This is a genomic window from Shewanella sp. NKUCC01_JLK (assembly GCF_019345615.1).
Classification (GTDB): domain Bacteria; phylum Pseudomonadota; class Gammaproteobacteria; order Enterobacterales; family Shewanellaceae; genus Shewanella; species Shewanella oncorhynchi.
Map to the genome: position 1 here is coordinate 211,873 of NZ_JAHKRD010000003.1, position 12,726 is coordinate 224,598.

The following is a 12,726-nucleotide window of genomic DNA, read 5'->3' on the forward strand; positions in this document are numbered from 1 at the left end:
GGCGCGTTTTTTGCTTTATGCTATTACACGTCAAAGTTTAGGTTATAGCGAATGGATGTTAAAGCGACTCTTGGTCAAGTAAAACAAATTAGGCTCAGCACTTTTAAAGGCATTGGCACGCCGGTGGTTGTGCTTGCTGCATTGGCCATGATTGTTTTACCTATCCCTCCATTTCTATTAGACATACTCTTTTCATTCAACATTGCGTTAGCTCTCATCGTATTGCTGGTGGCTATTTATACCGATAGACCCTTAGATTTTGCTGCCTTCCCAACTGTGTTACTGGTGGCGACATTATTACGTCTTGCGCTCAACGTTGCCTCTACTCGTGTGGTTTTACTTGAGGGTCATAATGGCGGTGATGCCGCGGGTAAGGTGATTGAAGCCTTCGGTTCTGTGGTGATCGGTGGTAACTATGCCGTTGGTCTAGTGGTATTTATCATTTTGATTATCATCAACTTTGCGGTAGTTACTAAAGGTGCTGGTCGTATCGCAGAAGTCAGTGCCCGCTTTACCTTGGATGCTATGCCTGGTAAGCAAATGGCAATCGATGCTGACTTAAATGCTGGAACCTTAAATCAAGACCAAGCGAGAATACGCCGTGCCGAAGTGACCCGTGAAGCCGATTTCTATGGTGCGATGGACGGTGCGTCCAAATTCGTTAAAGGGGATGCGATTGCCGGTATCATGATCTTAGTGATCAACATCGTAGGTGGTTTCATCATAGGGATTGTGCAGCATGGCTTAAGTTTCTCTGAAGCGGTTGAAATTTATACCTTACTGACTATCGGTGATGGTTTAGTGGCGCAGATCCCTGGTCTATTATTGTCAATCGCCGCAGCCTTGATGGTGACTCGTCAAAACGAGTCAGGTGATATGGGCCAAATGATGATGAGTCAGATGTTTGACAGTCATAAGTCATTGGGTATCGCCGCCGGAGTCCTGTTTGTAATGGGTATTGTTCCTGGTATGCCGCACATGGCGTTTTTAAGCTTTGCCTTTATGACTGCTGGTGCAGCTTATTTTGTTTATAAACGAAATGAAAACAAACGTCTTAAAGCGCTAGAACAAGTGAAATCGGGTCCAATAGAAAGACAAGATAAAGAGCCTAAAGAGCTAGGTTGGGACGATGTACATCATGTTGATACTATTGGTCTTGAGGTTGGATATCGTTTGATCCCTCTGGTAGACAAGGGCCAAGGTGGCGAGTTACTAAGCCGCATTAAAGGCGTGCGTAAAAAGTTGTCTCAGGAACTAGGCTTCTTAGTGCCCGCGGTGCATATTCGCGATAACTTAGATTTATCGCCTAATGCGTATCGCATTTCATTAATGGGCGTCGTCGTCGGAGAGGCAGATATTCGTCATGATTGCGAATTGGCGATCAACCCTGGTCAAGTCTATGGCAAACTCGATGGTATCGAAACGCGCGATCCCGCTTTTGGCCTAGAAGCTGTATGGATCGCTCCTGAGTTACGTGAGCACGCACAAACATTAGGTTATACCGTCGTCGATGCCGCCACTGTTGTTGCAACTCATATTAGTCAATTACTCACAAATAATGCCGCTAAGTTGTTAGGCTACGAAGAAGTGCAACAACTGATGGATATGCTTGCGAAACACTCACCTAAGCTGGTTGATGGCTTTATTCCAGATATAATGCCACTAGGACATGTCGTAAAAGTGATGCAGAACCTATTAAATGAAGGGGTTTCAGTTAGAGACTTGCGTACTATAGTGCAAACTTTGTTAGAATATGGCACTAAGAGCAATGACACTGAAGTCTTGACTGCCGCTGTACGTATCGCTTTGAAACGTATGATAGTTCAGGAGATCTCAGGCCCAGAGCTCGAAATCCCCGTCATTACTTTGGCGCCAGAGTTGGAACAGATGTTGCATCAGTCAATGCAAGCAACTGGTGGTGATGGTCCTAATATTGAACCCGGTCTTGCAGAACGCATGCAGCAGTCCCTTGCCGATGCGGCTCAGAAGCAAGAAATGGTCGGACAACCCGCCATATTGTTGACGTCAGGTATGTTACGCGCGACGCTGTCACGCTTTGTTAAACATACTATTCCTAATCTCAGAGTCATTTCATATCAAGAAATACCTGATGAGAAGCAAATACGTATCGTATCTGCAGTCGGCCAGTAGAGGACGCATAAGTGAAGATTAAACGATTTTTTGCCAAAGACATGCGCGCCGCACTGGCCCAAGTGAAAGAAACACTCGGCTCAGATGCCGTCATTATGTCAAATAAAAAAGTGAACGGTGGCATCGAAATTGTCGCTGCCGTTGACTATGACGAACCTAAAGCAAAAACTGCAGCCACTGCGCCAGCACCGACCTTTATGGACGTGAGCGACGATCTCGTGTCCCTCGGTGCTAAGCAGCCAGTTCGTGTAGAAACTCGCGCTAAGCCAGCCGCTCCTGCAGACTCATTACAAGCCTTACTTGAGAAGCAGCAAAGCCGTTTGAATCAACAAATGTCACATCAGCAAGTTGATGCCGAGTTACCTGCATGGGCTAAGGGCTTACAAGCCCCTACTGCTGTGAAACCAGAACGTCGTGAAGCGCCTTCCTCGTTTGATAAAAAGCCACAAACATCACTAAAACAAAGTGCTGATATTGAAGCTATGCGTGATGAATTAGCATCACTGCGTAATTTACTGACACATCAAGTATCCTCCTTGATGACGGAACATAAAAAACGCATCGATCCCGTCGGTGCTATGCTCGAAGCCAAATTACTTGAGGCTGAATTCTCCCCTGCGGTTGCAAATAAATTAGCCGCGCTGAGTCAGCATTATACGCCGGCTGAATTAGTCAGAGCATTACCACAAAGTCTCGCTAATATGCTTGACAATCAGGGTGATGACATTGTGAAACAGGGCGGGGTGGTTGCATTAGTTGGTCCTACTGGCGTTGGTAAAACAACGTCATTAGCTAAACTTGCTGCCCGTTTTGCGGCACATCATGGTGCTGAACATGTTGCTTTAATTACCACAGATCATTATCGCATCGGAGCCTATGAGCAATTAGCAACTTATGGCAAAATAATGGGCTGCCCAGTAAAGCAAGCTCATGATCTAAATGAATTAGAGCAAATTCTCTATCAGTTTAGGAATCGCAAGCTAGTATTGATAGATACGGCTGGCATGGGACAGCGAGATATGCGCCTTTACCAGCAACTTGATAATTTAACTGCAAATAGCAGGATACCTATCCGCAGTTATCTGGTACTGTCTGCGACAGGGCAGCGCCGTGTGCTGCAAGATGCAGTCAATCATTTTAAACGCATTCCCCTATCTGGTGTCGTTCTCACAAAACTCGATGAATCTGTGTCGTTAGCAGGGGCATTAAGTGTGTTGATCCAAAACGGATTACCATTAAGTTATATTACTGATGGACAAAGAGTTCCTGAAGATATGAAAGTTGCGGATACCCTAGATTTAGCCCAGCAGGCACTCGCAGCGTTAGATAGTACAGAACAACAATCATTACAAGACACAGCGTGGTCAGATAATATGGCCTGTGCATTTGAGTAGATTTATGACCCTGGATCAAGCAAGTGGTTTACGTATGATGAATCAACCCTATAACGAAAAAGTGAAAGTAATCGCGGTCACTGGTGGTAAAGGAGGCGTGGGTAAAACCAGCGTTTCTATTAATACTGCTGTGGCATTAGCCGAAAAAGGCAAGCGTGTCTTGGTACTTGACGCTGACCTTGGCTTAGCAAACGTCGACGTCATGCTGGGTATTCGTGCCGAGCGTAACCTCTCTCATGTTCTCTCTGGTGATGCAGAGCTTGACGATATTATCGTGCGTGGTCCTAAGGGGATAGGCATAGTACCTGCCACCTCAGGAACACAGGGGATGGTGGAATTAAGCCCTGCGCAACATGCTGGATTAATCCGTGCATTTAGTGAGATGCGGACTCAGTTTGATATTCTAGTCGTAGATACTGCGGCTGGGATCTCAGATATGGTGCTCAGTTTCTCACGTGCTTCGCAGGATGTGTTAGTCGTTGTTTGTGATGAACCCACTTCGATTACCGATGCCTACGCCCTGATTAAAATTCTCAGCCGTGAGCATGGTGTGTTCCGTTTTAAAATAGTTGCCAATATGGTGCGTAGTTTACGCGAAGGTATGGAATTATTTGCTAAACTCAGTAAAGTGACCGACAGATTTTTAGATGTTGCACTTGAATTAGTCGCCACTATTCCATTTGACGAAAACTTACGTAAATCTGTTCGTAAACAAAAATTGGTGGTTGAAGCTTATCCTAAATCACCAGCGGCAATTGCTTATCAAGGATTGGCAAATAAAATTTTGAGCTGGCCTGTGCCGCAGCAACCTGGTGGGCATTTGGAGTTTTTCGTTGAGCGTTTAGTACAACGACCAGATTTTCAAGAGGAAAAAACGAGTGAATAAAGCCGCTGCGTATACTTGTTTAGACAATAAATCGTCGATCGTTGAACAGTATGCTCCGTTGGTTAAAAGAATTGCGCATCATTTACTCGCCAGACTACCTGCATCTGTGCAGTTAGATGATTTACTCCAAGCTGGGATGATGGGGTTACTAGAAGCATCATCCAAGTTTGATGGTGGCAAGGGTGCGAAATTTGAAACCTTCGCCGGCATACGCATACGTGGAGCCATGTTAGATGAAATTCGTCGTGGCGACTGGGTCCCTCGTTCCGTTCATCGTAACAATCGTAAGGTTGCACACGCTATTGATGAGTTAGAGCAAGAACTGGGCCGTGATGCACGCGACACAGAAATTGCAGAAAAACTTGATATGACGCTCGATGAGTACCATCATATTCTTAACGATGTTTCTGTCGGAAAAATCATAGGGATAGAAGATTTAGGCGTATCTCAGGATATACTTACAGTGAGTGATCGGTCCGATGATGATTCATTTGAAGCATTAGCTGAGAACCAATTTCATTCTGCTCTGGTTGAGGCAATTAAATTATTGCCTGAAAGAGATGCATTAGTGTTATCCCTGTACTACGATGAAGCATTGAATTTAAAAGAGATTGGCGCCATTCTTGAAGTCAGTGAATCGCGGGTTAGCCAGATATTAAGTCAGGCAATGTTGCGATTGAAAGCTAAACTCAAGCACTGGACATAAGTATAATTATTAATCGAGCACAGAATGTCAGCTCACCGGAGGAAACCTTGGACAAGAATATGAAGATTCTCATTGTTGACGATTTTTCGACAATGAGGCGTATCATCAAGAACTTGTTGCGAGACTTGGGGTTTAATAACACCCAAGAAGCAGACGATGGCTCAACAGCCCTGCCGATGTTGCAAAAGGGGGATTTTGATTTTGTTGTTACAGATTGGAATATGCCTGGTATGCAAGGAATCGATCTGTTAAAAGCAATTCGCGCTGATGATTCGCTAAAGCATTTACCTGTATTAATGGTGACTGCTGAAGCAAAACGTGAACAGATTATTGCTGCCGCTCAAGCGGGAGTGAATGGTTATGTGGTTAAGCCTTTTACCGCTGCAACGCTGAAAGAGAAGTTAGATAAAATATTCGAACGACTCGCTTGAGCAAGGATGAGCTATGAAGTCACAAACATCAGGGCTCATCACGCTCGAGCAAGCTCAGCATTTAGTTGAATTATTAAGTGCAGGTGAGCAAAGTCAGGCAGATGATTTATTTCGGGAGCTTGCTGCTCCACTGCAACGAGAATTATTCGAAGAAGTAGGTAAATTAACTCGGCAACTTCATAGTGCGCTGATGGATTTTCAAGTTGATAATCGTCTTGCTGAATTAGCCAATACAGAGATCCCCGATGCCAAGCAACGTTTAAATTACGTTATTGACATGACCGAACAAGCTGCAAATAAAACCATGGATGCGGTTGAAGAATGTTTACCTTTGGCTAATGCCGTGACCGTAAATATTCAAAATGTCATGCCATCTTGGGACAGATTAATGCGACGCGAGATAGCGCTGACTGAATTTAAGGGCCTTTGTCACGATGTACAAGACCTTATGTCTCGTAGTGCAAATGACTCGACTCGATTACGTGAATTGCTTAATCAAATTTTGATGGCGCAAGATTTTCAAGACTTAACAGGACAAATAATACGTCGTGTTATTGATCTAGTAATGGAAGTAGAAAGTAATCTGGTTTCTATGCTGACGGTATTTGGTGAGCAACCTATGATTGAAAGTCAGATTGCTCAGAAAAATAATATTGAAGCAGAAGGCCCGATAATGAATGCCGAGCTTCGTCAAGATGTGGTAACGGGTCAAGACGAAGTGGATGATCTTCTATCGAGTCTGGGTTTCTAACTGGGAGTCAATTTGATGGCCTTTGATGTAGATGAAGAGATACTCCAGGACTTTTTAATCGAAGCCGGTGAAATTTTAGAGCTTCTGCAAGAGCAACTCGTTGCGCTTGAAAATAATCCTGATGATACTAACTTGCTGAACGCCATTTTCCGAGGTTTTCATACCGTTAAAGGTGGTGCTGGCTTTCTTAGCTTAACTCCCATGGTTGATGTTTGTCATGAGGCTGAGAATACCTTCGATTTATTGCGGACAGGCAAGCGTAGCGTTAACGCAGAGTTGATGGATATTATTTTGCAGGCTGTTGATGCAATTAATACCATGTTTGCGCAAACCCAGCAGGGCGAGCAACAAGATCCCGCCGATTCAGGTTTGTTAGCGAGACTTAAAATGCTCAGTTCAGGTGCGCCTTTGCCATCTGAAGTCGCTTCTGCCAAGGTTGCAGAGCCAGAACCTGTTGTTGAAGTCATTATTGATACTCCTACCCTTCAAGAAATTCCTGCTGACATAAGTGATAACTCATCTTCCATTGAAAATACGTCTTCAAGTATCGATGATATCAATGATGCTGAATTTGAAGCTTTATTGGATGCGCTTCATGGTTCAGGAAAGGGACCTGCGGTCGCTGCTACCACATTTGTATCTGAGCCTGTTGCTGTCAAGCCTGCTGCACCAATTAAAACACCTTCAACATCAGGTGATGACATCACTGATGATGAGTTCGAGGCGTTACTGGATGAACTTCATGGCTCAGGTAAATTTAAAGCTGAGGCTGAAGTGCCTGTTAAACCTAAGGTTGTGGCAACACCTGCGCCTCAACCGATTGTAGATGCTGATGAAATTACCGATGATGAGTTTGAGCGATTACTCGATGAACTCCATGGGAAAGGCGGAGCACCTGCGAAAGCTGAAGTAAAAGCGCCTACGCCCCCTGTTTCGACTGTAGCACCTACTGCTGCACCACATGCTCCTGCGCCAGTTAAAGCCGCAGTACCAGCTCCAGTCGTTGCTGCAAAACCTAAGGTGGAAATTGCGGTTGTCGATAAAGCACCTGCTAAGGCTAGCTCTGCGAATGTGCCTCAGGGTGAAACAACAGTACGTGTAGATACCGCACGACTCGACCAGATCATGAATATGGTGGGTGAGTTAGTGTTAGTGCGTAATCGATTGGTGAGCTTAGGCATCAGCCGTGATGATGAGGAGATGTCGAAAGCTCTTGCGAACTTAGATCTCGTTACTGCCGATTTGCAAGGCGCTGTCATGAAAACCCGTATGCAACCGATCAAGAAAGTGTTTGGTCGTTTCCCTCGGGTGGTACGTGATCTTGCTCGTACACTAAACAAAGAAATTGATTTGATCATGGTCGGTGAAGAAACTGACTTAGATAAAAACCTTGTTGAAGCGCTTGCCGATCCACTCGTCCACTTAGTGCGTAACTCTGTGGACCATGGTATCGAGATGCCAAACGAGCGTGAAGCCAGTGGTAAGCCAAGAACGGGAACGATTACCTTATCTGCAAGTCAGGAAGGCGACCATATACTGCTGAAAATCGAAGACGATGGCGCAGGAATGGATCCTGAGAAACTTAAAAAAATCGCGATAACACGTGGTGTACTCGATGAAGATTCTGCTTCGCGGATGACAGACAGCGAAGCCTATAATTTGATTTTTGCACCAGGTTTTTCAACTAAAGTTGAGATTTCAGATATTTCAGGCCGTGGTGTTGGGATGGACGTGGTAAAAACTCGTATCACCCAGCTTAATGGCACTGTACATATTGATTCTATGAAAGGTAAGGGAACGATACTTGAGATTAAAGTACCGTTAACATTAGCGATTATGCCTACCTTAATGGTCGATGTCGCTAAACAAGTGTTTGCATTACCTCTATCTAGCGTGAATGAGATTTTCCATCTCGATCTCACAAAAACCAATATTGTTGATGGGCAACTGACTGTCATAGTGCGTAATAAGGCAGTACCTTTGTTCTATTTGGAACACTGGCTACATAGAAACAAAACGACCTTTAAACATGGCGATAAAAAGCATGGTCATGTGGTTATCGTGCAATTAGGCATGATGCAAATTGGTTTTGTAGTGGATGCCTTAATAGGACAAGAAGAGGTCGTTATTAAACCTCTTGGCGCTATGTTACATGGCACACCTGGGATGGCTGGTGCGACAATTACATCGGATGGTGGTATTGCACTGATCTTAGATGTTCCTGGATTGCTAAAGCATTATGCGAAAAGTAAGAATTAGTTTCCAAGCTAAGGAATGGAATGGCCATTAAAGTATTAGTCGTTGATGACTCAAGTTTTTTCAGACGACGTGTTAGTGAAATAGTCAATCAAGATCCTGAACTGGAAGTTATCGCGACGGCCTCAAATGGGGCCGAAGCGGTGAAGTTGGCTGCTGAGCTTAATCCCCAAGTTATCACAATGGATATTGAGATGCCTGTCATGGATGGTATTACTGCTGTTCGTGAAATCATGGCTAAGTGTCCGACTCCGATCTTGATGTTTTCTTCTTTAACCCATGATGGCGCTAAAGCAACGTTAGACGCTTTAGATGCTGGTGCATTAGATTTTCTACCTAAACGTTTTGAAGATATTGCGACCAACAAAGATGATGCCATTTTATTGTTGCAACAAAGAGTTAAGGCATTGGGACGACGCAGAATGTTTCGTCCTATTGCACGTCCGGTGGTCTCGCCAACAACTAGCGCGCGTCCAAGTCCAACAGGTAGCGTTTTAGGTACAACGAGTATACCGACTCATACGCCTGTCGCAGCTCCTGTTAGAACGTCAACGGCAACGACGATTCGTGCAAGTGGTAAACAGTATAAATTATTGCTGATCGGTACATCTACTGGTGGTCCGGTTGCGCTGCAAAAAATACTCACGCAGTTTCCGGCAAACTATCCGCATCCTATTTTATTAATCCAGCATATGCCTGCTGCCTTTACCCCTGCATTTGCGAGTCGTTTAAATGGCTTATGTAAGATTGAAGTAAAAGAGGCCGCTAATGGCGATCTTCTTAAACCGGGTTGTGCATATTTAGCGCCGGGTGGTATGCAAATGATGGTTGAACGTACTGGAGCAAGTGGCCGATTAAAAGTTATCGCAGGCAGTGCTGATATGAATTATAAGCCCTGTGTGGATATCACCTTTGCTTCTGCTTCTAAAGCCTTTAGTGGTGATGTGCTTGCTGTTGTATTAACTGGCATGGGGGCGGATGGCAGAGAAGGCGCGCGGATGTTGAAAGCTGTAGGCGCAACCATTTGGGCGCAAGATGAAGCCAGTTGTGTGGTTTATGGTATGCCACAAGCCGTTGCGAGTGCAGGGATTGCCACCCAGTCGATAGCCTTAGACAACATGGCCGAATGTATTTTAAAAGAGTCTGTTCGTGTCTAAAAATCAATATCCGATGAGCACAAATAGTGTGCTCATCATCTTGTTGATGGGCATAGCCATTTTGGTTCTTGGTGCCTTAAGCCTTGATTACAAGCGTAAGAATAGTTTGCTGCAGGCGGATGTAAAACGTTTGGAATCGACTCAGGTGCTGTTAATGGTACCTGACGAACAGGCTGAAGCCATTGCAACTTGGTTAGCGTCTCATCCCGATCAGACTAAAGCAATGTTGCAATTAGCGGCTCCTGGTGAGCAGAAGGCTGTAGCGATTGGTCCTGAGCCGGTACAAAATAGCATTCCGCCTTTGCTGGGCAAACCAGATACTGAAATAGATACGGCGAAGGAAAAAACTAATCTGGAATCCTCTATTCCTAAACAGCTTCAAGCGCCAGAAAAAGAGGTTAAAGCTGTTTCTCAGACAATTGCCCCCCAAAATGCAGAGATGCTGCCCGTGGTGATATCTGAGAATGCCGATGGTGTCAAAGTGATTAGTTTGCCCAATGGCGGCATTCGAGTCACGACCAGAAAAGAGCAGTAATTTTTAGAATTTGTGAACTCACAATTTTCTAGTTCATTAGCATATTAACCAGTATAGGTAGGGGTCACTTCTTGAAAGTCTGGACCATAGCGAATCAAAAAGGTGGCGTAGGTAAAACCACGACGGTAGCGAGTTTAGCGGGAACATTAGCTAAGCGTGGTAAGCGTGTTCTTATGATAGATACCGATCCACATGCTTCGTTAGGTTATTACTTAGGTATTGATTCTGAAGAGGTTCCAGGCTCGTTGTTTGATGTTTTTCTTGCCCATAAAAACCTTTCTAAGGAACTCGTTTTATCCCATGTAGTGCCAACCTTAGTCGATGGTTTGGATTTATTACCTGCAACTATGGCATTGGCTACCTTGGACAGAGCCTTAGGTCATCAAGAAGGAATGGGATTAGTACTACGTAATTTATTAGCACTGGTTGCTGATGATTATGATGTTGCTATCGTTGATTGCCCACCCGTACTGGGGGTATTAATGGTCAATGCGCTTGCGGCAAGTCAGCATATCATTATTCCTGTGCAGACGGAGTTTCTTGCCATTAAAGGGCTAGAGCGGATGATTAAAACAATGGAGTTAATGGGGCGATCTAAGAAGACGCGCTACAGTTACACTGTTGTGCCAACCATGTACGATAAACGTACCAAAGCATCACCTGCGGCTTTGCAAGTTCTTGGTGCCGAATACAGTGATACTTTGTGGAAAGACGTTATTCCAGTAGACACTAAGTTTAGAGATGCCAGTTTGGCACATTTACCAGCATCGCATTATGCGAGTGGTTGCCGCGGCGTTAAAGCCTATGAAAGATTATTAGATTTCTTATTAGTTGGGGAGTTTGGCCATGTCAAAATCGGTTGATGAAACTGTTTTTGATTTTTTCGCATTATTGCTGCAGGAAGACGACAGTCCAAACCAGATTGTTTCCCCTCAAAGCATTGTAAAAGCAGACTCAAATCAAAATGTTGCCGTTAATCAAACGGAGGCAGCATTGCTCGATGCGGCAATTTTGGCTGAAAATGGTCGCACTGCCGCACCGCAGAATGTAGAGAAGGCCATAACGCCTATTGCGCAGTTGCAACCAAAAGCGGCGCCAAGACAACATGAGTTTGTTGCTCCGGTAAGCCAGGTTGTAGCTCAAGTGAATAAGCAAGCGTTAGAGAAATTATTAGCGCCAGTACTAAAGACTGCAAGGTTAGAACCGATACCACCTTCAGTAGAGATAGCGCCACCTATTGATGTTCAACCTGTTGTGGTGGAAGTACCAAAAGCTCAGCCTGTTGTTAATGAAACCGTTGCTGATGAAATCGTTGAGCCAGTGGTTGTGCCAGAAACACAAGTCGGCATTACGCCTCCTAGTGTGACAAAAGATTTGCAAGAAGTGCTCGATGATGAGTTTCAGGTACTATTCTTTAAAGTAGCAGGGCTGACATTGGCCGTGCCTTTGGTGAGTTTAGGCGGAATAGTAAAAGTTGAGCGGATAAACCACATCTTTGGTCGACCCGCATGGTTTCTTGGTGTACAGACGCATAGGGAGGAGCAATTGAACATTGTTGATACTTGTGCGTGGGTTATGCCAGAAAAATACACAGATAAACTGGCGCAATCAGTAAATTATCAATATCTTGTATTATTAGAAGGCAGTAACTGGGGATTGACTTGTGAGTCCTTGGTCAATGCGGTAAAAATTAATAAGTCGCAAGTCAACTGGCGTAGTCAAGCGGGTAAGCGCCCTTGGTTAGCGGGTGTAGTGAAAGAACAGATGTGTGGCATTTTGCACGTACAAGCCTTAGTTGAAATGCTTAATGCGGGTTTAGGTTGTCAGGACTCAATTGGTTGAGGTAAACATGAAAGATACAAGAAATGTAGCAGCAGTCGCTGCAAGTAAAGATGATGCAGTATTACAATGGGTTACCTTTAAGTTGGACCATGAAACTTACGGTATCAACGTAATGCAAGTGCAGGAAGTGCTGCGTTATACTGAAATTGCTCCTGTACCAGGTGCTCCCTATTATGTACTAGGGATCATTAACTTACGTGGTAATGTCGTCACTGTAATTGATACCCGCTCACGTTTTGGATTGCAGTCTGCTGAAGTTGATGATTCAACTCGAATCGTTATCATCGAAGCTGAAAAGCAGGTCATTGGTATTTTAGTTGATAGTGTTGCAGAAGTAGTTTATTTGCGCCGCTCTGAAATTGACAATGCGCCAAATGTTGGAACGGAAGAGAGTGCTAAGTTTATTCAAGGCGTGAGCAACCGCGACAATGAATTACTTATCTTAGTTGATCTCGACAAATTATTGTCCGACGAAGAATGGGCCGAGTTGACTCAGATCTAATCAATGAGTGTGATAAGGCTGAATGATTAGAATTCATTCAGCCATTTTGTTTATTTGCGAATAAATCGATGATGTTGAGTATTTACGATTTATGGGTAGACGAAGTCTTTTTATC

The 12,726-nt window shown here is 44.4% G+C and carries 12 protein-coding genes; all 12 read left to right on the top strand.

Features of this window, described 5'->3' with window-relative positions:
* Nucleotides 1-51 precede the first annotated feature (51 nt).
* Nucleotides 52-2,151, top strand: coding sequence for a flagellar biosynthesis protein FlhA (gene flhA / locus KO537_RS04945; RefSeq protein WP_028761177.1), 2,100 nt, complete (start codon nt 52-54; stop codon nt 2,149-2,151).
* An 11-nt stretch (nt 2,152-2,162) separates the two neighbouring features.
* Entirely contained in the window at nt 2,163-3,545 is a 1,383-nt protein-coding gene (gene flhF, locus KO537_RS04950; RefSeq protein WP_028761176.1) for a flagellar biosynthesis protein FlhF, read from the top strand.
* Between the two features lie 4 nt (nt 3,546-3,549).
* Nucleotides 3,550-4,431: a MinD/ParA family protein gene (locus tag KO537_RS04955; RefSeq protein WP_006082389.1), complete on the top strand. Its 882-nt coding sequence runs from the start codon at nt 3,550-3,552 to the stop codon at nt 4,429-4,431.
* Nucleotides 4,424-5,137, top strand: coding sequence for an RNA polymerase sigma factor FliA (locus KO537_RS04960; RefSeq protein ID WP_028761175.1), 714 nt, complete (start codon nt 4,424-4,426; stop codon nt 5,135-5,137). Before KO537_RS04955 ends, KO537_RS04960 begins: the two co-directional genes overlap by 8 nt.
* 47 nt (nt 5,138-5,184) lie before the next feature.
* Entirely contained in the window at nt 5,185-5,568 is a 384-nt protein-coding gene (gene cheY / locus KO537_RS04965; protein WP_007649667.1) for a chemotaxis response regulator CheY, read from the top strand.
* A 13-nt stretch (nt 5,569-5,581) separates the two neighbouring features.
* Nucleotides 5,582-6,319, top strand: coding sequence for a protein phosphatase CheZ (locus KO537_RS04970; protein WP_028761174.1), 738 nt, complete (start codon nt 5,582-5,584; stop codon nt 6,317-6,319).
* 15 nt (nt 6,320-6,334) lie between these two features.
* The gene (locus KO537_RS04975; protein WP_219233966.1) at nt 6,335-8,578 is read left to right on the top strand and encodes a chemotaxis protein CheA; all 2,244 of its coding nucleotides are present in this window, start codon (nt 6,335-6,337) and stop codon (nt 8,576-8,578) included.
* 20 nt (nt 8,579-8,598) lie between these two features.
* A complete protein-coding gene (locus tag KO537_RS04980) occupies nt 8,599-9,732 on the top strand; it encodes a chemotaxis response regulator protein-glutamate methylesterase (RefSeq protein WP_219233967.1) in 1,134 nt (377 codons plus the stop codon).
* Between the two features lie 13 nt (nt 9,733-9,745).
* Nucleotides 9,746-10,267 (top strand): membrane anchored protein in chemotaxis locus, encoded by a 522-nt coding sequence (locus tag KO537_RS04985; protein WP_105253086.1) that lies wholly within the window; start codon nt 9,746-9,748, stop codon nt 10,265-10,267.
* A 71-nt stretch (nt 10,268-10,338) separates the two neighbouring features.
* Complete coding sequence (locus KO537_RS04990) at nt 10,339-11,130, top strand: ParA family protein (RefSeq protein WP_028761170.1); 792 nt, start codon at nt 10,339-10,341, stop codon at nt 11,128-11,130.
* The gene (locus KO537_RS04995) at nt 11,114-12,109 is read left to right on the top strand and encodes a chemotaxis protein CheW (protein WP_105251948.1); all 996 of its coding nucleotides are present in this window, start codon (nt 11,114-11,116) and stop codon (nt 12,107-12,109) included. The genes KO537_RS04990 and KO537_RS04995 overlap by 17 nt, the downstream gene beginning before the upstream one ends.
* Before the next feature lie 7 nt (nt 12,110-12,116).
* Nucleotides 12,117-12,611 carry a chemotaxis protein CheW gene (locus KO537_RS05000; RefSeq protein WP_006082380.1) on the top strand — a complete coding sequence of 165 codons (495 nt, stop codon included), beginning with the start codon at nt 12,117-12,119 and terminating at the stop codon, nt 12,609-12,611.
* The last annotated feature ends 115 nt before the right edge of the window (nt 12,612-12,726 follow it).